The 25,024-nt window shown below is 36.2% G+C and carries 12 protein-coding genes; 6 read left to right on the top strand and 6 right to left on the bottom strand.

Annotation, left to right across the window (positions count from 1 at the left end):
• Positions 1-183 precede the first annotated feature (183 nt).
• Positions 184-696, bottom strand: a complete 513-nt coding sequence (locus AC3Y25_RS19450; protein ID WP_489903882.1) for a hypothetical protein — start codon at positions 694-696, stop codon at positions 184-186.
• A 311-nt stretch (positions 697-1,007) separates the two neighbouring features.
• Here AC3Y25_RS19450 and AC3Y25_RS19455 point away from each other — a divergent pair, with 311 nt between their 5' ends.
• From AC3Y25_RS19455 to AC3Y25_RS19480, 6 genes are all read left to right on the top strand, one after another.
• The gene (locus AC3Y25_RS19455; protein WP_427873398.1) at positions 1,008-1,766 is read left to right on the top strand and encodes a helix-turn-helix domain-containing protein; all 759 of its coding nucleotides are present in this window, start codon (positions 1,008-1,010) and stop codon (positions 1,764-1,766) included.
• A gap of 29 nt (positions 1,767-1,795) precedes the next feature.
• Positions 1,796-2,998 carry an FAD-dependent oxidoreductase gene (locus AC3Y25_RS19460; protein ID WP_489903883.1) on the top strand — a complete coding sequence of 401 codons (1,203 nt, stop codon included), beginning with the start codon at positions 1,796-1,798 and terminating at the stop codon, positions 2,996-2,998.
• A 109-nt stretch (positions 2,999-3,107) separates the two neighbouring features.
• Positions 3,108-4,175: a BamA/TamA family outer membrane protein gene (locus AC3Y25_RS19465; RefSeq protein WP_489903884.1), complete on the top strand. Its 1,068-nt coding sequence runs from the start codon at positions 3,108-3,110 to the stop codon at positions 4,173-4,175.
• 264 nt (positions 4,176-4,439) lie between these two features.
• Positions 4,440-14,879: a PKD domain-containing protein gene (locus AC3Y25_RS19470; protein ID WP_489903885.1), complete on the top strand. Its 10,440-nt coding sequence runs from the start codon at positions 4,440-4,442 to the stop codon at positions 14,877-14,879.
• Between the two features lie 13 nt (positions 14,880-14,892).
• Positions 14,893-15,858 carry a PorP/SprF family type IX secretion system membrane protein gene (locus AC3Y25_RS19475; RefSeq protein WP_427873380.1) on the top strand — a complete coding sequence of 322 codons (966 nt, stop codon included), beginning with the start codon at positions 14,893-14,895 and terminating at the stop codon, positions 15,856-15,858.
• A gap of 12 nt (positions 15,859-15,870) precedes the next feature.
• Positions 15,871-17,799, top strand: a complete 1,929-nt coding sequence (locus AC3Y25_RS19480; protein WP_489903886.1) for an OmpA family protein — start codon at positions 15,871-15,873, stop codon at positions 17,797-17,799.
• A gap of 285 nt (positions 17,800-18,084) precedes the next feature.
• Here the strand turns inward: AC3Y25_RS19480 and AC3Y25_RS19485 are convergent, their stop codons facing one another.
• From AC3Y25_RS19485 to AC3Y25_RS19505, 5 genes are all read right to left on the bottom strand, one after another.
• Positions 18,085-18,498 (bottom strand): 3-hydroxyacyl-ACP dehydratase FabZ family protein, encoded by a 414-nt coding sequence (locus AC3Y25_RS19485; RefSeq protein ID WP_095927837.1) that lies wholly within the window; start codon positions 18,496-18,498, stop codon positions 18,085-18,087.
• Positions 18,499-19,380: 882 nt separating this feature from the next.
• On the bottom strand, positions 19,381-20,088 hold the full coding sequence (locus AC3Y25_RS19490) for a LytR/AlgR family response regulator transcription factor (protein WP_489903887.1): 708 nt from the start codon (positions 20,086-20,088) through the stop codon (positions 19,381-19,383).
• A complete protein-coding gene (locus tag AC3Y25_RS19495; RefSeq protein WP_489903888.1) occupies positions 20,088-21,119 on the bottom strand; it encodes a sensor histidine kinase in 1,032 nt (343 codons plus the stop codon). Before AC3Y25_RS19495 ends, AC3Y25_RS19490 begins: the two co-directional genes overlap by 1 nt.
• Before the next feature lie 366 nt (positions 21,120-21,485).
• Complete coding sequence (locus AC3Y25_RS19500) at positions 21,486-22,214, bottom strand: CPBP family intramembrane glutamic endopeptidase (RefSeq protein ID WP_489903889.1); 729 nt, start codon at positions 22,212-22,214, stop codon at positions 21,486-21,488.
• 556 nt (positions 22,215-22,770) lie between these two features.
• The gene (locus AC3Y25_RS19505; RefSeq protein ID WP_489903890.1) at positions 22,771-24,975 is read right to left on the bottom strand and encodes a TonB-dependent receptor; all 2,205 of its coding nucleotides are present in this window, start codon (positions 24,973-24,975) and stop codon (positions 22,771-22,773) included.
• Positions 24,976-25,024: the final 49 nt, after the last annotated feature.

The raw sequence follows: 25,024 nt of genomic DNA on the forward strand, positions 1-25,024 counted from the left end.
AGGATTAAAATGATTTTTTAAAATCTGTATCAATCTTGTAATCTGTGGCTTTATACTTTTATTGAGATGGATGAATCTTGCTCGGCTTCGACTACGCTCAGCCTGACAATGTCAGAAAGTTATAGCTATCCTACATAACCTTCAACAATTAACAATTCACCATTTACAATTAATCATTAACCATTATTTTTTCTTATTCTTCTTTGCTTTAGATCTTTTTGCTTTCTTTTTAGCGATTTTTTTCGCTTTTGCTTTGTCTTTCGCTTTTTGAGCTTTTGCTTTCTTTTTAGCTTTAGCTTTTAGTTTTGCTTTTTTAGCTTTCTCTTTCTTTTTATCTTTTGCTTTTTCTTTTTTCTTAGCAACAGCTTTTTTCTTTTTCTCTTTTTTCTCTTTGTCTTTTTCTTTCATTTTTTTATTCTTTTTAGATTTTGGCTGATTGTTGTTTTCTTCAGATGTTTCTTCTTCAGCCTCAGACGAAATTTCTTCTATTTGTGTTGGTTCTTGCACAGCTTCTTCTACTGTACTCGCCTCTTTTTCTGCCACTTTTTTGGGAGCTCTTTTAGGTTTTGGTTTTGCTTCTGGAGTTTCAGCAGATTCTAGAACTGGAGTCTCTTTTTGTTCGATTTTGTCATTAGAGATAACCGAAACAGCTTCTGCCTCCTGATTGATTTCATCAACAAGTATTTCTTTTGCCATTATTCTGTTAATTTTAAGAAATTGATTAAATTTATTTTTAATTAAACTAATTTTCAATGTTATTAAATCATTAAATTAACATCAAAAAATAATAAACAAAGATAGATTGAAAAAGACATTCGCCAATGTTAAGTTTTTCATTGCCCCTAAAAAACAAACACAAACAACTAATATACAACAACTTATCCAATGTTAAGTTTTTTCATAGCACTTTTTATCGAATTAGAAAGTCTCTTATAAGCTTTCTATAAGTGATTCTTTTCTTAGAAATAAAATACATTTTGTTTACTTTCACTTTAAAATTTGATAAAATGTTCAACGATTTAGCATACAAATCCATAAAACCTAGCAAAAAACTCTTAGATTTTGTAGAGAGCTTTTGGTGCATGCAAAATAAATCGGATCAAACATTGGAAACTATCGGCCTTCCTGATGGACGAATTGATTTGTCCTTGATGAAAACCGCTGAAACTTCTTTTCAAATTAGACTTTTAGGTTTAGGAACGCAACAATATGAAAAAGGGATAATTCCAGCCAATAGCTTGACCTTTGTCATTAGCTTTAAACTTCCTGCTGTTGAGTATATCTTCCGCGAAAGCATTACTGAAATTTTAAACTCAGGAAAACTGCTTGAAAACAACTTTTGGGATTTTAACGAAAATGATTTAGATGATTTTGAATTGTTTTGCGAAAAAGCTTCTTCAAAAATCGAGTCTTTATTAGTAAAGGAAATAGATACTCGAAAACAAAAACTATTTAGACTCATTTATGAAACCAACGGAAATCTGACGGTAAAAGAATTATCCGAACAATCTAATTGGAGCAGCCGTCAAATTAATCGGTATTTTAATCAATATTTTGGCATTTCTTTAAAAGCCTATTGTTCTATTCTTCGTTTTCGTGCTTCCTTAGAACATATTGCTAAAGGGAAACTTTTTCCCGAGGAGAATTTTACAGATCAAACGCATTTTATTAAAGAAATCAAGAAAATTTCGGGATCACTGCCAAAAGAGCTTTTTCAAAACAAAAACGACCGATTTATACTATTATCTGCTCTTTCCTCTAAATAATTTTGCAACATAGATTTTAATTACAAACTATGTTACTACAAAATAAACAGGTTGCCATTGTTGGCGGCGGAATGGGCGGTTTAGTATTAGCCAGTCTTTTACAGTTACAAAATATAAATGTAAAGGTTTACGAAAGAGACCTCAACTCAAAAGTTCGTGTACAAGGTTCTCCATTAGATTTACACGAAGATTCAGGTTTAATAGCCATGGAAAAAGCAAATTTACTAGATGAGTTTTACAAAAAGATTCGCCCAAATGCCAGTAAAGCTCGAATTGTAAATCAGAATTTTGAATTGAAATTTGATGAGCATGCTGATCAGAAAAGCATTTCTCAGATAAATTCAGAAAACAATCATGATTCACTTCAGGATATATCAAAACCACGTCCAGAAATAGATCGCTCAGAACTTCGAGCTGTTTTATTGCATTCGCTTTTGCCAGAAACTATTGTTTGGGACAGTCAATTTCTTTCTATGGAAAAAGAAAATAATGGCTGGAGATTGTTCTTTAAAGATGGAAAAACCGTTTATGGCGATTTGGTAATTGGCGCAGATGGAGCAAATTCTAAGATTCGTTCTTATATAAGCACACAAAAGCCTATTTATTCTGGTATAACGATGATTGAAGGTACAATTTATAATGCCCAAGAAAATGCTCCCAAGCTTTTTGAATTTTCAAAAGGCGGAAAAGTGCTGGCTTTAGGAAATGAACAGACGATCATGTACGGCACAAAAGGAGACGGTTCTTTAATGTTTCTTCTGGGCAGTAAAATTCCTGAAAACTGGATTACTGAAAATGATTTGGATTTTAAAAACAATCAGATGATTTTTGATTGGTTTGAAGAGGTTTACAAAGATTGGAGTTCTGAGTGGCATGAATTTTTTAGAAGTGAAGAATTGCACTTTATATTTCGTCCACAGTATTATTTTCCGCAAAACCAATCTTGGGAAACACAAGAAAACCTGACCATTCTTGGCGATGCAGCACATAGAATGCCTCCTTTTGCGGGAAAAGGTGCTAATCTGGCTATGCTGGACGGTCTCGAACTGGCAGAATTTTTAACCAATAATTCGTTTTCTGATTTAAAAACTGCTATTTCTTATTTTGAAAAACGAATGTTGAAAAGAGCTGCAGAAGCTTTAAATGATACTTTGAGTAATGGTAAACAATTGCATTCTGAAAATGCTTTAGAAAAGCTTGTCGCTATTTTTAATCCAACAACTCAATCTTAATTATTTTTATTTCAAACACTTACATTTTTTATTTAAATTTACATATACCCGAAAAGCGTAATTTTAAGTAATTATAGCCAATATAAGTTTCACTAAACAAATTTATACAATGAGGCATTTTCTACTCCTATTCTTTTTTACTGCTTTTATCTCTTCTTCTTTCGGTCAAAAAATTAAAGATTCTGTTCCGGAAAAACCTAAAGAAAAGAAAATTGAATTAAGAGTAATGCCGTATTTGAGTTACAATAGAAATCTAGATTTTATGTTTGGTGTTATTCCGATGGCTATGTACAAAGTCAACCACAGCGATACTATTTCTCCTAAATCACTGTCTGGAATGTCGGCCATTTATACTACCAATAAATCATACGCTTTGGCATTTTTTAATAAATGGTATTTAAATGAAGACAAATGGCGTTTGAAATTTTTCTTTTTTACTGGAAATCAGAATTCACAGTTTTATGTGGATGATATTGACCAGCCCGATTTTTACGATTATGGAACCAAAACAACTGTTTTAGGTATAGGTGGACAGAGGAAAATTGTCGGCAAGTTTTATGGCGGACTTTCTTATACGTATGCACATTACAATACCGTTTATGAAGATGATATTTCTCCTTCTTCTATTTCTCACAGTAATGCAGTTGTCTTTAATTTATTGTATGATACGAGAGATGCCGTTTACTATCCGACAACGGGTTACAAAATTAGAATGGATTGGTCTACTTATCCGAAATTTTTAGATAACGAACTGGCATCCAATCGAATTTCTTTTCAAGCCAATAAATATATCCCTAACCGCGAAGGCAAAGATGTTATCGCGGCACGCTTTTATGGCAAGTTCGGACTTGGAAATGTTGCATTTGAACAGCAAAGTACTATTGGCGGAACAGATATTCGCGGTTATTCTGAAGGAAAATACAGGGGTTCAGGATTAATGGATATTCAAGGCGAATACCGATACAACTTTGGAAAGAAAATGGGATTGGTTGGCTTTTTTGGTATTGCGACCATTTACGGTTCTGATACTCCCAGTTTTGACTGGAAAATGTATCCAGGAGGTGGCGTTGGTTACCGATATAATCCTTTCAAAAAATCAAAATTCAATGTCGGTCTGGACGGTGCAGTCGGTAAAGGAGACTGGGGAATTTATTTCAGAATCGGTGAAGCATTTTAATTGAATAAAAAAATCTCTAAATCAAATATTTAGAGATTTTTTTATTGTTTTTAAATAATGAGTTTTTAGTGTTTCAAAATGTGTTTCTTGTTTCATTTTATAATATGCAACATACAAAAAAACATTTCATGGCTATCTTTCTTTAAATTTGAGTGACCCCAAAATATATTCGAAATCTTAACTACAATCAAATGCTCAAAATCAATTTATTAATTTCGAGGTAGTTGTAAATTTGCTGTGCTGCCTTTTCATTCCTGATTGCTTATGGCACAATTTTATTTTTCTTGGAAAATCTGCATTTTATCAAAAAAACTAGTTTTCGCTGCATTTATACTGTTTCTGGTCACTTTTAAAACAAATGCGCAAAACTGTACTGTAAACGCTGGAGTTTTAAATGTTACCATTTGTGTGACGGATGCATTGGTTTTAACTGGGAATAATCCTAGCCCTATTATCGGCACAGTCAAATGGACTCAGATCTCCGGGCCAGCTGTAACTATTAATTCCCCAACAAGTCCAAGCACCACTATTTCTGGTTATACAGGAGGAAATACTTATATTTTTAGATATAGCGCAACTTGCGGTGACGGAATTACAGCCTATCAGGATAAAGTTGTAAATGTGCAGCCTATTACGACTGCAAGCGCTGGAGCTAATATCACTAGCTGTCCTAATAGTACAGGAAATTTATCTATTACAGCAAATGCTCCTCAAAATACTGGAGAAACAGGACATTGGGAAATTGTTGGCTCTAATAATGCAGGTGTAGTAATTAATTTTCCGAATCTGCCTACCTCAACTATAACTTTGCCTGCGACAAGTTGTGGCGTTACAACTCTTCAGTGGGTTATTGAAGGACCTGAATATGCCCCTGGACAGCGTTGCAGAACTACTTCTCAAATAACAGTAACCAATTACGGAGGTGTTAAACCCGTTTCTGCAGGACCTGATCAAACACTTAGTAATTGTTACACCACAACACAAAGCACTAATCTTAATGCAACTTATGGCGGCTGCGGTCTTAATGGGCAAAATGGACAATGGACATTTGTGAGCGGACCAAATACGCCAACAATAAGCAATCCTAGCGCCAATAATACTGGAATTTCAAATCTTGTTCAAGGAACTTATACTTTTCGATGGACTGTAACTGGTCCTTGTGCTTCGGGTAATGATTTAGTTGCAATTAATGTTCCTGCTGCGACACAAGATGTTACTACTCTTCCTGGTGGAGACGAAAATATTTTCTTTTGCGACAATACTATTAATCAAGTAACCTTAGTAGCGCAAACACCTTTGTATGCAGGTGAAACTGTTCAATGGACACAAATATCTGGAGACAGTGGCGCTATAATAGTTTCTCCAACAAACCCAACAACATTAGTTACAAATATATCTGATGCGGGTGATCCGTACACGTTTAGATATACGCTTACCAACAGCAATACGGGTTGCGTTTTTACTAAAGATTACCATGTTCAATATAACGGAGCAACCAGAAGCATTGTCGCCAATAATGGTAATGACATGGTAGGAAGCTGTAATGCAACGGTATTTACTATTCCGCTTACAGTTACAGGATCTGGAGTAAATCAGTACAGAATTGTATCTGGGCCAGACACCTCGCCTCTCGCTCCCTTTCCTACTGCATTGCAAGATGTTGGAGACTCTCTAACCTTAACACTTACAACATCTGGAGAGTATACGGTTGAATTTATCAGAAGTCAAAATGGTTCACTCACTTCTGGCTGTGATTACGGTTTTGACACTTTAAATATTCTTGTTTCTGGTGACCCAACACCTTCTAATGCAGGATCTGACGTAAGTTTACCTTGCGGTGATACAAGCACAATGCTTTCTGGAGTCGTAACAGGAGAAGGTATGCATTTTTGGAGCCAGCTTAGCGGGCCCAATCAAGCCGTAATTGCTGATAATTTTGCCATTGACACTCAGGTTACAGGGCTTATACCGGGAACTTATGTTTTTCAATATATAACAAAAGGAGGTGGTGCAACTTGTGGTTTTTCTGTTTCAACAGTAACTATTCATGTATCTGATACTTCATTGGCTACTCCAGATGCTGGTCCTAACCAAGTTGTTTGTGCCAATGCTCAAGTGCGTCTTGCAGCTGTGCCAGTACAAGCTGGAGAAATCGGCACATGGAGCCAAGTTTCTGGGCCAAATACAATTACATTTTCTAATGTTAATGATCCAAACGCTGTCGCGACAGGTTTTACATCAATCGTATCAGTATACGAATTACAATGGACAGTATCTTACCTTCATCCTGGCCCATCTTGTAGTTCATCTGTTTCTGATACCGTAACAATTGGGACAAATAATTCTACAGCCGCCTCTACTTCTGATGCTGGTCCAGATGCTTGTTATCCTTCGGGAACCACTTCTTTTAACCTTAGCGGTAATACCCCTGCTTTTCTAGAAATAGGAATTTGGTCAGTGACACCATCGACAGGAGTTGTTTTTGCCGATGCTAGCGATCCTAATACACTAGTTACTGTTCCTGGAAACGGAACCTATGTTTTTACTTGGTCTATAGAAACTATAACAAGACTTTGTGCATCAAACCAGAGCAGTGTTTCAGTAACAATTGCAGATATACCTCCAGCTGCAAATGCGGGTCCAGATCAAGAAATATGCGGATCGACAATTACAATGGCCGCTACAACAAGCAGTGGTGCAGTTGGAACATGGACAAGAATTTCTGGTGTTGGAAACTATACCATAAGCGATATACATGACCCAAATGCTGTTTTTACTTTTACCTACAGCGGTTATTATATTTTTAGATGGACGGTAGATGCCTCAGTCTGTGGTCAGGCATTTGATGACATCAATTTAACAATCGGTATTCCGCCTCATCAAGCTGTTGCAGGACCAGATCAAAATGTCTGTGCCAGTACAAGCGTTACGATGGCAGGAAGTACGTATGACAGTTTTTTTGAAACTGGACAGTGGTCTGTACTAACTGGCGCACCAAATCAGCCCACTATAGTCGATCCGACAAATCCAAATACTGTCATCAACGGACTTGTAGCGGGGACATACACTTTTAGATGGACTATAACCGCAAAAAGTATTTTCTTGTGTCAAGGTACTTTTGACGATATGGTTGTAGTAGTTACTCCAGCTGCAAATGCAGGTGCTGATCAAACTTATTGTGATGTCACGAGTATTCAGCTTAAAGGAAATGAAAATTCAACTGGAACATGGACACTTACTAGTACATCTGGTAATATAGCAGATGTTCATATATCACAATCTCCCCCTAATAGTTATATTGCAAATGCTACAGTGGTTCCTGGAAATAGTTATGTTTTTGCCTATACCACTTCTAATGCAACTTTCCCTGATGGATCAACTTGTCCAGGATCATCTGATTCTGTAAATGTCGAAATTTTCAGTGGAGCAAGTATTCCTCCTGATGCCGGTGCAGACCAAACGTTATGTATATCTGATGTCAGCGGAACTGCGACTTTGCAAGGAAATGTTCCGCCACCTGATGTTACTACTTTTGAATGGCGTTTTGTATTCCAACCTTCAGGAAGCGTGGCCAATATTACAACCCCTACTGCACCACTCACAACAGTTACAGGTCTAACAGTACCAGGTTTGTATATTTTAGAATGGGTTTTTGAAAGTCCGTCTTGTCGAACTTTGTCTGACATTGTAAGAATCGTAATGAATGCCCCTCCAAGTGGAGCAAATGCTGGTCCTGACGACACAGTAGCTTGTCAGACAACTTATAAAACAGCAGCCGTACCTCCAACTGTTGGTATTGGAACATGGACATTTGCTTCTCAACCGCCCGGAGGAAATGCAGTTATTGACAATCCTAATAGCCCTGTTACAACATTATCTAATATCAATGTTTTGGGTACTTATGTCCTAACTTGGACGGTTACTAATGGTCCTTTTACCAATCCATCTTTATGTCAGCCAACCTCAGATCAAGTTTCCATAACATTCAATGATATCCCTCCATCTATTGCTAACGCAGGACCTGATCAGGAATTGTGTGCTGCTACCACTGCTACCATGGCTGCCACGCCTGTAATTTCTGGTGTTGGGGAATGGACACAAGTTTCTGGACCAAATTTTGCTAATATTGCAGCTCCAAACCTTCCTAATTCCTTAATGCTCGGTCTTGTTCCTGGTACTTACGAATTCCGCTGGACGACCACAACTGTAAATGTAAATGGCTGTACTTCTGAAGATACTGTTTTAGTTACCATATATGCAAATCCATCAACAGCAGAAGCTGGTCCAAATCAAATAGTTCCCCAATTTACAGCTGTAAATTTAAATGCAACCGTTCCTACAGTCGGCACTGGTCAATGGAGCCAGGTTTCTGGACCAAGCGTTATAGGCTTTATGGATGTAAGCTCTCCTACTACAGCAGTAACCGGAACTGTACCTGGAATATATACTTTACAATGGACAGTAAGCAATGGTAATTGTGCTGTTTCATCAGACACTATGAACCTAACCATTTTATCGATTGCCGATCTTGAATTAACTAAAACAGTAACACCAACAACAGGAAGTATTGGTGATGTGGTTACTTTCAATATTAACGTTTTCAATAATAACGCACTAGGTGGCTCCGCTACTGCAACTAATGTTTCCATACGTGATTTCATTCCGTTCGGTTTTGCACTTGTTGCTGGAACGGTTACTTCGGGCGGAATATATAATGTTGGTGATAATACCATTACTTGGAGCGGCATAACAATTCCGAGTGGCAGTATTTTAAGTTTATCTTTTAAAGCCACAATTCTAGGCGGTGGATCTTATGTAAATACGGCAGAAGTTATAAAATCAGATCAATTCGACCCTGATAGTACACCTAATAACCAGAATCCTGCAGAAGATGATCAGGATAGTGCAACAGTAACTCTAGATGTAGCCGATTTATCATTACAGAAAACAGTTTCACCTGCAACGGTAAGTATCAACGACAATGTTGTATTTACCATTAGAGTTACCAACAGCGGTCCTAATAATGCAAGTGGAATTACAGTATCAGACCATCTGCCTCCTGGATACACTTATGTAAGCGATAATGGAGGCGGAAAATATAATAATGCAACAGGAATTTGGAACGTTGGCAATCTAAACAATGGAAACTCTCTTACCTTGCAAATTACAGCCAAAGTAAACGTCGTTTCATCACCAAGTGATTACATTAATACTGCTGAAATACAAACAGCTCATCAGTTTGATCCAGACAGTACTCCCGGAAATGGATTGCCAGAAGATGATATGGCAAGTGCCAATATTACCTTAAAACAAGCCGATTTAGAGCTTACTAAATCTGTAACTCCAACTTCTGCTGCAGCTGGAGAACAGGTAGCTTTTACCATCAATGTCGTTAACAATGGTCCCGGAAACGCAACTGGAGTTGCTGTAAAAGATGTTATTCCTGTCGGATATACACTTATACCAGGGTCAGTATCTAATGGCGGAACCTATCAGATTGCGACGGCGACACTCGAATGGACAAATTTAACGATAGCGGCAAACTCTAATGTCGATCTCACCTTTAATGCATTTGTTAATCCTTTAGGAAATTATCTCAATATTGCAGAGATAACAGCTAGTGATTTACCAGATCCTGACAGTACACCAAACAATAATGTTGCTTCTGAAGATGATCAGGATGATGCAGAAATTATTTTCCTTGGTCCTTCTGCCGACTTATCTTTAACCAAAAATGTAGTTACAGGCAATACAAGTCCTGTAGTTGGAAGCCAAGTTTCTTTTGAACTTAAGATAACCAATGATGGTCCAAATAATGCAACTGGAGTACAGGTAACCGATTTATTGCCTACCGGTTTTCAATACGTAAATTACAGTTCGTCTGCTGGAACATACAACAGCACTACTGGAATATGGAATGTTGGAACTGTCGATGTTGGCGTTACAGAAGCTCTTATTCTGGATGCAAAAGTATTGCCAACAGGAGATTACAAAAATATAACACAAGTTACTGCCAGTAACCTTCCTGATCCAGATAGCACCCCTAACAATGACGATGGAGATCAGAGTGAAGATGATGAAGATAATGTTGTACTCACTCCTATACCTCCAGCTGCCGATTTATCATTAACAAAATCGGTAAGCAATACAACTCCTTTGGTTGGGTCTATTGTAACATTTAGCATTATCACCACAAACCACGGACCACAAGATGCGGCTCTAGTTCAGGTAACCGACTTATTACCTTCTGGTTATACATTCAGCAGTTTTAATGCAACAAGTGGAACTTATGATAGTACAACAGGTTTATGGACACTAGATATATTAGAGAGCAGTGAGTCTGAAACCTTACAGATTAATGCAATAGTTAATCCAACAGGTGATTATACAAATATTGCCGAAGTTACCAATAGTGACACTCCAGACCCTAACTCAACGCCAAATAATGGAGTGCCAACAGAAAACGATTATGGAACCGCGACTACGACTCCTATTTTACAATCTTCAGATTTGTCTTTGGTTAAAACCGTTAATAATGCGACACCATTGGTAGGTTCGCTTGTTACCTTTGAAGTAGTAATAACCAATAATGGGCCACAGGATAATTTTGGTGTACAGGTAAGAGATGTACTTCCGTCTGGATATACTTTTACTGGATTTACCATTTCTACAGGAACTTACGATACCGCTACAGGAGTATGGACAGTAGGCAATTTAGTTGCTGGTGATGCAGAAACACTTCAGATTGTGGCGCGGGTAAATCCAAGTGGCGATTATACAAATAAAGCCGAGGTCTCAGCTGCTAATCTTCCTGATCCTGACTCCACTCCAAACAACGGAGTTACTACAGAAGACGATTACGCAGAAGCCACAACAACTCCAGTTCCGACATCAGCAGATTTGTCATTGACAAAAGCAGTAAACAATGCCACTCCACTTGTGGGTTCACAGGTAACTTTCAGTATTCAGGTAACCAATTCTGGTCCGCAAGAAGCAAATTCCGTGGCTGTTACCGATTTACTTCCTTCTGGATACACCTACGTATCCTATAGTGCCACTACAGGAGCTTACGATCCTGCAACAGGTGTTTGGACTGTCGGAAATATGCCTGTCTCAGATTCTTATACTTTACAAATAACAGCTGTTGTTAATGCTACAGGAAATTACACCAATACTGCCGAAATTACAGCAAGCAGTCAACCCGATCCTGATTCTACACCAAATAATGGAGTTACAACAGAAGATGATTATGCAGAAGCGGCCACTACTCCAACAGTTCAATATTCCGATCTATCTTTAACCAAAACAGTTAGTGATTCGTCCCCAATTCTGGATACAGAAATCACATTTGAATTAATTGTTACCAATAACGGTCCGCAAGATAATACAGGTGTTCAGGTAACCGATTTACTGCCTGCAGCATTTACTTTTACAGCCTATACTGTTTCAACAGGAACCTATAATCCTGCAACAGGGATATGGAATATTGGAAACTTACCAAAAAATCAATCGGAAACATTGCAGATTAAAGCAATTGCAAATTCGATTGGAAATTTTGCAAATACAGCAGAAGTAACCGCGGCCGATCTTGCAGATCCTGATTCCACTCCAAATAACGGAGCACTTTTGGAGGATGATTATGCATTTGCTCTAGTCGGAACAAGGGCAGATACACCGCCTCCACCACCAGTTTCTGACTTGTCATTAACTAAAACTGTAAATAATGCTACGCCATTAGTCGGTTCTCAAGTTACTTTTGAGGTTGTAATTACCAACAGCGGAAAAGACGACAATAAAGGTGTTCAAGTTACAGATTTGCTTCCTTCTGGATATACACTTACTGGATATACTATTTCTACAGGAACCTATACGCCAGCGACAGGTTTATGGAACGTTGGCAATATCATAAACGGAAAATCTGAAACTCTTCAAATTATAGCAACTGTAAACGCCTCTGGAAATTATACTAATATCGCAGAAGTAACGGCAGCTGATTATGAAGATCCTGACTCAACTCCAAACAACGGAGTTACAACAGAAGATGATTATGCATCAGTAACAACTACTCCAAACCCATTAGCGGCCGATTTATCTTTAACTAAAACAGTAAATAATGCGACGCCACTTATAGGTACGCAGGTCATTTTTGAAGTAATTGCAACCAATAATGGTCCTCAAAATACTACAGGAGTGGAAGTGACAGATGTACTCCCTTCTGGATATACTTTTACTAACTACAACACCACAAAAGGAACTTACAATCCAACAACTGGAAAATGGGCAATTGGTTCATTCTTAAACGGAGATTCGCAAGTATTACGCATAACCGCTGTTGTAAATCCGACAGGAAATTATGTAAATATTGCCGAAGTTACTGCTAGTAATCTACCAGACCCTAATTCGACTCCAAATAACGGAATCCCAACAGAAAATGATTATGCTGAAATTGCAACAACTCCTGTTGTTCCTATGGCCGATTTATCACTTACAAAAGCCGTAGTCGGCGGTAATATTAGTCCAATATTTGGTGCGACTGTTACTTTTGAAATAACTGTAAAAAACAGTGGACCTCAAAATGCAACTGGAGTAAAAGTAATCGATATGCTACCGAGCGGTTACGAATATGTGGTATACAGCTCAACAGCTGGGCAATATTTTAATACCACCGGAATATGGGAAATTGGAACTATACCAAACGGCGGTTCAGAATCATTATTAATTGGAGCTAAAGTAAATACTACAGGTGTTTACCAAAATATTGCAGAAGTATACGCTTCTAATGAACTGGATCCAGATTCGACACCAAATAACAATGTCAGCGGCGAGGACGACATTAGTTCTGTATTACTGACTCCTGTTCCTGCTGTAGCCGATTTATCCATTGAGAAAAAAGTAATCAATAACATACTTAATCCTGCTGTAGGATCGCAGATTTCATTCTCCATAACATTAACCAACTCAGGTCCAAGCAATGCCACTGGAGTTATTGTCAAAGATGTACTGCCTTCTGGATATGATTATATTTTCTATAATTCGACTTCGGGAGCTTATAATCCGGCAACAGGAGAATGGACTCCTGGAATTATACTTGCTGGCAATAGTCATACTTTAATTTTAAATGTTTTTGTAAAAGCTCCGACAGGTACTGCAGATGAATATTTAAATATAGCAGAAATTATGACTGCAGATCAGCATGATCCGGACAGTACACCAGGCAACGGAATTGCGACAGAAGATGATTACGACAGTATTTCTGTTACACCTGTAATTGTAATGGCAGATTTATCTATTAAGAAAACGGCTCTTAATCAGGACGCAATTCATGAAGTAGGTTCAACGGTTATTTTTACCGTTACCGTTACCAATGATGGTCCTGCAGATGCATCTGGTGTAAGAGTAAAAGATTTGCTGCCTCCTGGATTTACCTATCAAACAAGTAGTCCTACAAGTGGTTTGTACAATTATGTCACAGGTATTTGGAATGTCGGAAATATTCCAATGGGAACTGATCAATCATTAGATATTTATACCACAGTAAATAAGCCATCGGGTATAGCAGGCGAATATACAAATACCACCGAAGTCATTGCCAGTAACCTGCCCGATCCCGATTCTACTCCAAACAACGGGGTAACCACAGAAGATGATTATGACAGTTTACAAATCAAAGTCGCCGTTGCCGATTTAAGTTTGGAGAAAACAGCCAGCAATAAAAACGCAAATGTAAACGAAGTGTTGACATTTACCATTCAGCTTAACAATGATGGGCCAAGCACCGCTACCGGAGTTGCTGTTGAAGACTTGATACCGCTTGGATTCAAAAATATTTCGAACATCAATAATGGCGGTATTTTCAGCAAAAACATTATCAAATGGGTTGATTTGACCGTTCCTGTAGGAGGCATCACACTAACCTATGAGGCAACAGTGGTCAATCCGTTTGGACTGGAAAGCGCTGAATATGTTAATATAGCTCAGGTAACCGCCAGCAATCAATTTGATCCAGACTCGACTCCAAATAACGACAACGGAGATCAAAGCGAAGATGATGAAGATTCCGAATCTATCAATATCCCTTCTACTGATATAGCTATCAATAAAGAAGTCGATAAAACAGATGTTCCTATGGATACTCAGGTAATCTTTACTATCACTGCTGAAAACTTAGGCAATTTAACTGCCACAAATGTAGAAGTTCAAGATGCGTTGCCTAAAGGATATTCATTAGTAAACTCAGCGGTAACTTCAGGAACTTATGATCCTAAAACCGGTATTTGGAGCATTCCATCAATCAATACAGGAGCTTTACAAACGCTAAATTTAACAGTTAAAGTGGTCGATTTTAATGATTATTTAAACAATGCTCATTTGGTTAAACTAGATCAGATAGACACCAATTCGGCCAACAATCAGGATACTGCGACTGTTTCGCCAAACTGTCTGAAAATCTATAACGAATTTTCGCCAAATGACGATGGCCAGAACGATTTCTTCTATATCGATTGTATCGAAAGATATCCAGATAATCAGCTGGAAATCTTTAACCGCTGGGGTAATTTGGTTTACTACCAAAAAGGCTATAAAAATACTTGGGACGGAAAAGAGGAAGGTTCTGCCAAAACGCTTCCTGAAGGCACCTATTTCTATATTTTGGATTTAGGAGACGGATCTAAAAAAACCTCTGGATGGCTTTACCTAAAATAAAACCACCCAGAAAATGAAAAGTTTAAGAATAGGATTAACCAAAATAAAATTGGCTATGATTAAAAATATAAAAAAGGTTTTCGCGATAATAACTCTATTCTCGGCATATGGAGCCTTTGCACAGCAAGACCCGCAATACACGCAGTATATGTACAATACACTCACCGTAAACTCGGCTTATGCCGGTTCGCTAGGACATTTAGCCATAACAGGAATTTACAGAACACAATGGGTTGGTATTGAAGGAGCTCCAGACACGCAAAGTTTTTCTTTGGATACGCCAGTCGGAAAAAATGTTGGTCTTGGAATTTCGATCGTAAACGAGGAAATCGGACCAACAGAAGAACAATATCTAGATGCCAATTTCTCTTACACCATTAAATCTGGAGAAACACACAAACTTTCTTTTGGAGTAAAAGGTGGTGGTCGCGTCATCAATATCGACTGGTCTAAGGGAAGTTATAAAGATCCAGATGTGCAATTTCGCGAAAACATCACCAACAAATTCCTTCCAGTTATTGGCGCGGGATTGTATTGGCACGGAGAAAGAGATTATGTGGGGCTTTCAATTCCGAATTTTATGACCCGAGAACGTTATACGTATGATGATATTAGCGAAGATTTGGTCAATCAGAGAATACACGTCTATCTTATTGGAGGTTATGTTTTTGACCTTTCGGCACATACTAAATTCAAACCTGCTCTTTTAGCAAAATATGTCGCTGGAGCTCCAATTATTGCCGATATATCAGCCAATTTTATGTTTAATAACGCTCTAACACTTGGTGTTGCCTATCGTACATCGGACTCTGTAAGCGGTCTTGTCGGAATCCAGATCACGCCAATGATAATGGCTGGATATGCGTACGATTACACCACAACTGCTTTGCAGAATTACAACAGCGGTACACACGAAATTATGCTTCGTTTTGAACTGGTTTCACGCAAAAAAGGACTAAAATCACCAAGATTCTTTTAATACGGATAGTCTATGAAAAGAACAATTACTATACTCGCATTATTGGTTATACAGCTGATTTATTCACAAACCAAAAACAAAACTGCCGATGCTCTTTTTGATAAGATGTATTATGTGGAAGCCGCAAAATCGTATGAGCTTTCCATAAATAATGGTGATGCTTCCAAAGAAACGCTTCAGCGACTTGGAGATGCTTATTATTTTAATACTAGAATGTCAAGCGCATCAAAATGGTATGGAAAGCTAATTGCTGACTATCCGAATGAAGTTTCAGCAGAATATTTATTTCGTTATGCTCAGTCATTGCAAGGGATTCAGAATTATGATCTGGCTAAAAAATGGATGAAAATTTTCTCCGAAAAGCAAAAATCGACAGATCCTAGAGCGAAGAATTTTTCTCTTAAAAATGTCACTTTAGAAGATATTGAAAATATAAAACCTTCTTTTCTATTAGAAAATTTAGACATAAATACTGCTAATTCAGATTTTGGCCCCATGTATTACAAAGGCGACTTAGTTTATTCTACTACTGCCGATTCTTCCTATTGGAAAACAGATAAATACGGATGGAATGATCAGCCTTATCTGAATATGCAACTGGGGAAAATTAGCGAAACGCAATCTAGCGTCACTTTCAAAGAACGTTTCGGAAAGGACATTACAACAAAGTATCACGAAGCCTGTATCGCCTTTTCTCCTGATGAAAAAACGATTTATTTTACCCGAAACAATTATAACGGAAAACTGAAACGTGACAGCAAAGGCATTAATAACCTAAAAATCTACTCTGCAAGCGCTGTAGAAAACGAAAATGGCAGTACTAAATGGACCAATATTCAGGAATTACCCTTTAACAGCGATGGTTATTCAGTTGGACAGCCTTCAGTAAGTAAAGACGGCAAAAAGCTTTATTTTGTATCGGATATGCCTGGAACAATTGGTTCTACAGATATTTTTATGGTTGATATTTTAGGCAATAATCAATTCTCTCAACCAAAAAATTTGGGCGAAAAAATAAACACGACGGGACGTGAAATGTTTCCGTACATCACCGATCAAGCATTGTATTTTTCTTCTGACGGATTTTTAGGTTTAGGAGGTCTAGACGTATTCGAAAGCAGAATAAACGATGGCGCTTTTGACACACCAGCCAACCTCGGAGCGCCTTTAAACAGCAATAGAGACGATTTTGGTTATATCGTTAACGAAGCGACCAATAAAGGTTTTGTCTGTTCGAATAGAAAAACAGGAAAAGGCGATGATGATATTTACTCTTTTGAAAGATCGTGTAATCAAGCCATAAGCGGTTATGTTTTTGATGCCATTTCAAACAACAGAATTGCTGGCGCAATGGTAACTCTTAAAAATAATAACGGAATAAAAGTAGCAGAAACTGTTTCTCAGCTTGACGGAAAATACGATTTCAATAACAACGTAAATTGCAATACTCCTTACACGATTGAAGTTAGAAAAGAGAATTATAACGCCAATACTAAAGCAATCGTAACGGCAAACAGTTCTGGAAAAACAGAAGCTCTTGTAGGCTTAGATCCTGCTTTAATTGTTCGTAAAAATGGCGTTCTAACAATAAAAATCGGAATTATTTTCTTTGATTTAGATAAATCTGATATTCGTTATGATGCTGCAATAGAACTTAATAAAGTAGTTCTCTTAATGCATCAGTATAAAACGGTTGTGATCAAAATCGAATCGCATACCGACTCCCGTGCCAATGATCAATACAATCTCGAATTGTCTGACCGAAGAGCAAAAGCGACAAGAGATTATCTAATTTCTCAAGGAGTTGCCCCCGAAAGAATAGAAAGCGCAATAGGGTACGGAGAAACCCAATTAATCAACAACTGCTCTAACGGAGTTCCCTGCACAGATGCCCAACACCAAATCAACCGCCGAAGCGAATTCATCATCACAAAAATGTGATAAAAATATTTGCAAAACCCCAGCGAGGTTAAATATTTATAGAATTACAAATAGAAAAAGCTCCAGAGGAGCGACATATCCAGCTAAGGAATATGTCGCTCCTCCGGAGCTTTTGCTCTAAAATTTTATTCTTTTCTATAAATATTGCGCTTCTCCGAAGCTAAAAAAAAGCTGTTTTTCTTTTAAAATCTCTTTCTATACATCAATTCTATTCTCTATTCTCTATTCTCTATTCTCTATTCTCTATTCTCTATTCTCTATTCTCTATTCTCTATTCTCTATTCTCTACTGCAACTTCACACACATCCATTCCCCTTTCATAATCAATCTATCCTCATCAAAGGCTTCTCCAGATTGTTTTATGATTTTTTCGCTTGTACGAATGTTTTTTACAACAAATTTAACGAGTTTATTGAACTCAACGCCCGCAAAAAATTCAACATTATCCATACTAACCAATCCAAAAACGCCATCTGCAATTCCTAAAAGCTTTATACCTGCACCGCCACATTGCGCCATAGCTTCTATCAAAATAGTTCCCGGAACAAAATTAAAATCGGGAAAACTGCCCTGAAGCCAGGCATCTTTATCTGTAAATGTCTTTAAACCAACGATTGTGTCTGTTGTATAAGAAATAATTTCATCTACAAAGAGAAATGGAGCACGATGCGGAATTAAATCTTCTATTTTTTTAGTCATGTCTGTAATTTTTAACAATGTACGAATCTGAACTGAAATAGACAATATTAAAATTAATTCTATGTTAAAAGCAGGCTAAAACGTTAAAAAAATAACCTTTATTTCGTTTCTTAAAAATTCATTTATAGCGTAAAAATTGAATTTTCAAACGACACGCTGGTCAGCTGAATCTATTTTTAAAAATGACCTGCTAAGACAAAAAAACACCCCAATTTGACAGCAAAATAAATTGGTCTTTTTAAAGCTTTTTTTAGCTCTTTTTCTCCTAAAAAAATAGCAGTAAAAAACACAAAGCAAACTCAAAAGCAAAAAAACACACCCCAATTTAAGTTGTTAAACTTTTCATTTAACTAAAACTATTTAAAAACTAAAAACCAATACTTTAACACATCACTATAGAAAACCTCTATAATAGAAAATCTAATAAAAAGCAGTTATTTTACCACAAAAATCTATTTCTTAATTTCAAAAAAAAGAGATTAAAAAATTCGTTCTCAACACCTTCTTCAATTCATAATTTCTGACTTAAATCTTATACGTTTTCAGTCAAAAATTCACACAAAGAAATCACAACTCGTTTCACTCCTGTTTTAAAGTTTTTTAATGGAATTTAAAGCCTATTACACACTATTAGCAAAGTGTTATTTTCCAATTCAAAAGCCATTAAAATCATATCTAAGTAAACAATTGAAAATTTTATAAAAAAATAACAAACAATCAATTAACAACTAACATGTAAAGCAACACATTAAACAGTAAAAAATATTCAAAATTTTAAAAACAATTCATTTTTGAGTTATCTTATTTATTAAAAAAAAAGAAACATTACACCCATTTTCTAATTATCAAATTTTCTAATTGCCAAATTATGTCATTATCTCATTACCGAATCCCCAATAACTGATACAATTCGTCCTTTTTATTCAGAGCAGCCGAAATAGTTTTACCATCAATCAATTCGACCACATTTCCGTTGAGACTTCTTACCGCTTCCAGGTTTAAAATAAAAGAGCGTTGCACACGAAAGAACATCGGAAGCCTCAACACTTCTTCCATAGATTTTAAAGTTCCTAAAGTTGTGTATGATGCGCCATTGATGACGAATTTCAGATAATCTCCTTGGGCTTCGACATAAAGAATTTCACTCAAAAGGATTTTATTCAGCTTCCCTTCCGATTTGATAAAAATACGATCGGAATTGATTTGATGAACAGAAGTTGTTTTCTTTATCGAAAGATATTCTTTGGCACGATTCACCGCTTTCAGGAAACGATCAAAACGAACGGGCTTTAAGAGATAATCGGCTGCTCCTGTTTCAAATCCTTCCAAAGCAAAATTGCGATGTGCCGTGATGAAAATAATAATCGGAGCTTTGGTAAGCGACTGCGCCAATTCTAAACCGTTAAATTTAGGCATCTCAATATCGCTGAAAACAATATCAATTTCGTTATCCTCCAGAAACAAAAAAGCATTAGAGGCTTCTGCAAACGAATTCTTCAATTCCAAAAACGGAACTTCAGCAATAAACGATTCGATAATATCTCTTGCAATCGGCTCATCGTCAACGACAATGCATTTTAATTTTTCCATTATTTCCTTAATACAATTTTTAAATCGACTCTAAACGAACTTTCCAATCTTTCAATTTCTAACTCATGCAAGTCGGGATATAGCAATTCTAATCGTTTACAAGCGTTTTGCGCCCCTATTCCACCAAAGACTGATTCGTGTACCATTTTTTCAGAATCGTTCTTTAAACTAAACAAAAATGCATTATTTTCTATCTTAATGTCTAGTTTTACAAAAGCATTCTTGGTTTTTAAACCATACTTGAACGCATTTTCTATAAAAGTAAAAGTCAGAAGCGGTGCTATAAAAAGTCCTGGTGTATTTCTTTCTCCTTCAATGCTGACTTGAATATCAGCATCATCGGCATAACGCATTTTTTCTAAAGCGATATAATTTTTGATAAAATCCAATTCTTTTTCCAAACGGACTATTTCGGTATTCGATTCGTAGAGCGTATAGCTCATAATATCCGAAAGATTCAAGATTAATTCTGGCGCCAGATTGTCTTTCCTAACCGTCAATCCGTACAGATTATTCAACGTATTAAATAAAAAATGCGGATTTAACTGTGCTTTCAGAAAGTCTTTTTCAATTTGAATGTTCTGAAGTTCCAAAGTGGCCTTTTCTCTTTCAATTTGAAATTTCGTGTTGTACAATTTCGTGATCTCGACCAATATTTTAGCAAAACAAAAAGGCGAAAGCAAGGAGATGATAATTATAGTTTGAGAAAGCATTCTTTTTGGAGAAACCGCTTCTAGAAAAGTTTGATTTGCACTCATTTTAATGACGCCTTTCAGTTCTCCAAAAGTAATTTCAAGACCTAAAGCAAAATAAAACAGTGAAATAAAATATGTTGCCGCCATCCAGACAAATATGGAAACTGGAAAAACCAACAGTAGCAATATTATAATTCGGTTTTTGCTTCCTGAAAATATCTTTGGCAACAGTAAATAGAACAGCATATAAAACACTATCATATTTACCAATGCCATTCTTATTGTTAGTAAAACAGCATCAAAACAGACTAATTTATAGCCGATTATATAGCTCAAAAAAAGCAAGATAGAAAAACCTAACCACATAAAAACGTGCAGTAAAATTCGATTTTTTCTCGTAAAAAAATGGTCAAAATTTAGCTTCGCCATTTTATCTAAAAAATATCCCGAAGTCGATGTGGTATTTGGCATGTAAAAGATTTGTATAGCAGTTTCAAATATAATTTATTTTTTTTTTCCACTGAATGCGGAAATATACTAAACACATAGAAACATAGATTTTCTTTGCGTTTGTATCTAGAACTGTTTGCAAAAGTTTATATCTATGTGTGAGAAACTAGTTTTCTTTCTCTTTTCTTTTTCGAAATAAAAAAATCTATGTTTCTATGTGTTTAAAAATTAATTGCATATTTAATTCATTTTTTATAAAATTCTAATAACCGCATTGATCAAATTAATCGTGTTATGACCGAGAATTGAATAAATAAGATTTCCAGAAAACTGTCTTAGAATGCCGACACTCAAAGAAGAAATCAAGGTTAAGTACACCATTGTAACAATATCCAATTTCAAATGTAAATCCTGATCTAAAATTGCTCCGTGAGAAACTCCAAACAAAACCGTTACAATGACAAACGCCCAGCCAAATTTAATGCCTCGATAATTCCATGTTGGCGCAAAAGCTTTATCTAAAAGCCATAAAGAGATTCCTCTAAAAAGGATTTCTTCTGTTAATCCAGGCATTGTGGCTTGAAAAAGAAACGTTTCGAGATTGAAGGCATTTCCTTTTGGAAATAAAATGAGTTTAAAAATAATGTCGAAGAAAGTGAATCCGAAGAAAACTAATAATCCGAATTTCAAATTTGTTGGCGAATTGGTTTTAGAAGTAAATCCGATTTTGATTCTTTCTTCTTTTGAAACCGAAAAGATAATAATCAATGCTAAAACTAAGCTCAGGAATTTTCCTGCCCAATTGAACTTTAAATCAAGATTTATCAATTCTTTTCCTGAAGCCTGTAAAAACACATCGGCAAGAAAATATAAAATGAAAAATCCTAAATATTTTAAATTCAATTTTTCCGATTTGAAACACGCAATAACAATAATCGGAGCGATTAGCAAAATCCAAAGAAGGGGTGTAAATAATGACATAATTTTGATTTAAGGTTTTAATTTGAATCAAAAGTATATCGGGAGTATATCAATTAAAATTGTGATCGGTAGAACACACTATCTGCTCGGTGAAAATGTTATTTTACCCGATAATAGATTGTTGATTTCAGATTTCAGATTTCAGAATTCAGATTTTAGATTTGGGTTTAAAAAAAGGCTATCTCAAAAATCAAAACAGCTAATATTCATTTTATGTTCCGTAGGAACATCTCATCGGTAGAAAAAATTATGTTTTTAAATCGTTTTACGTTCCGTAGGAACGTTTGGTTGGTTTCATATTTTTTTCATTAAACATATCAAACGTTCCTACGGAACGTAATTTGGGATACCATTTTTTTTTCTACCGACGAAACATTCCTACGGAATGACAGCCTCTATTAAATATGAAGAGTTCAATTCAATTCGATTCAATTCGATTCAATTCAATTCAATTCGATTCGATTCAAAATAAACCATTAATTAGAAAATGTGCCAATTAGATAATTACTCGCATTTTCTAATTGGCACATTTTCTAATTGACATATTGACTAATTTCTACCACATATATTTCAATATCAATCTTGCATTAAACGGCGTTCCTGCTGTAAAATGAATTTCTTCTACAGGATCGGTTTCATTTGCCAATCTTGATTCAGTTAAGAATTGTGTTTCTTTCCATTTTGTATTGAAAATATTGTCGATGTTTACGCCAATCGAGACTTTCTTTATTTGATAATTCACAGAAAAATCGGTAATGCAATACCCTTTTGCTTCAACCGAATTATCTTCGTTTGCTGGTCTATCGCCTAAAAAACGGGTTCTTAAACTTCCTGAAAATCCTTTTAGATCTTTTACCGAAATTCCGTTCATTAGAGTATTTTTTGGAGCTAATGGAAGATAATCGTTTCCTTTAGGCTCATCAATTGCTCTTGCGTGCGTATAAGTGTAATCGGTATTCCAGAACAACCAATTGGTCAATTGATATCTGAAACCAAAATCGAAACCTTTTCTCTCTGTTTTTCCGCTTGGTTCAACAACCGCTTCGTCTCCAACATAAACAAATTCCTGCGCTAAATACAAATACCAAATTGCCGAATTGATAATCATTCTTGGAAATGGTTTCCAATTGATTCCTAAATCTGCTCCGTACGTTTCTGGAAGAATCTTTTCACCACTTTGCGCCACTACTACACGCGTATCGTTGCTATGAAATCCTTTTCCTAATTTCAAGAAATAGTTTAATTTTTCATTCTGAGTATACAAAAAGTTCAGTTTCGGACTCACAATTGCTTTGGTCTGCGTCTGATTGGTGTAAGTTGGAGCTAATTGATCTTCGTAACCAAATTTGAAATAATCTAAACGCAAACCTCCGTTTACCAGCCATTTTCCTGCTGTAAAATCAAGACTTGAATACGTAAATAAATTAGTTTGATTTACCGTTCCTAAACTCAAATATTCTAAAACCGTTTTTCTGTTTAAAGTATGCGATAATTCTACATCTTTATTATTATCATTTCGAAGTCCAGCGCCTAATTTAAAACGCCATTTTTCATTTAGTTTCTGATCGTATTCCGACTGAAAACCTACAATAGTTCTATTTTCTTTTTGTTTGATCTGATCGCCATTTACAGGATCATTCAAGAAAAAAGTAAAATTAGAATACAGCTCAAAATCATATTTGCTCAAATAAGCACTGCTTTTGATATGCGTATTTTCGTCAATTTTTGCATCGTATTGCAGATTGAAATTGGTTCTATCGGTATTTCCACCTTCATTTGAATCGATTGCTCCGAAATGCGAAATGGTTCCGTCGTTTACCGCACGGTCTGGAATCTGTCCGCTGGCATCCCATTGGCTTTTAAAATGGGAAACCGAAATAGTCAGACGATCTCCATTCTCCATTTTAGCATTATATTTTCCAAATAAATTAATTCGGTTAAAGTTCTGAGGCGCATCAAAATAACCATCCGTCATCATGTATTCTCCCGCAAAATAAGCCGATTGGTTTTCTTTATTCAATAAATTAAACATCGCAACAGTACGGAAGGTATCAAACTGTCCGCCTTCAAAAGAAATAGAACTATTCTGCAAAGCATTTTTGGTATTAAAGCCAACATATCCGGCAGTTGTAAAATCGCCTTTATCTACAAAATAGGCTCCTTTATCAAAATCAATATTATCGACTGTTTCCGGAATTACAAAATGCAGATCTGAATACCCTTGCCCATGTGCGTGCGAAACCATGTTTACGGGCATTCCGTCAACAGTGATGTTAATATCGGTTCCGTGATCACAGTCAAAACCTCTTAAAAAAATCTGTTCGGCTTTTCCTCCTCCTGCGTGCTGACCGATGAAAAGTCCTGGAACTTTTCGCAGCAGATCTTGAGAATTTGAAATTGGCTGGATTTCAAAATCAATTTTAGAAATAGTATTCAGGTATTTTAAATTATGGCTAATCTTAACTTCTTCCAACAAAAATGGTTTTTCATTTATTGAAATCGTTAAAAAATCCAAAGAAAGAAGTTTAATTTTTTGAGGAGAAAATCCTTTTTTTGTAATCAGCAAACTATCATTTACCTCAACTCCTTCCAATGTAAATTTTCCGTTGGCATCAGTATGCGCGTGTGTTTTTGAGGTTAAATCACGAATTAATACTTCTGATAAAGATTTTCCGCTTCCGTCATTTACAATGCCATTGACAGATTGTGCATTAAGAGAAAAAGAAAGAATAAAAAAGAAAAGTGCTGATAAAGATTTCATTGCTATTTTGGTAATTTGAGCGCAAAAATAGCATAAAAAAGATTTTTAA

The sequence above is a fragment of the Flavobacterium sp. LK-23 genome (genome assembly GCF_058135255.1).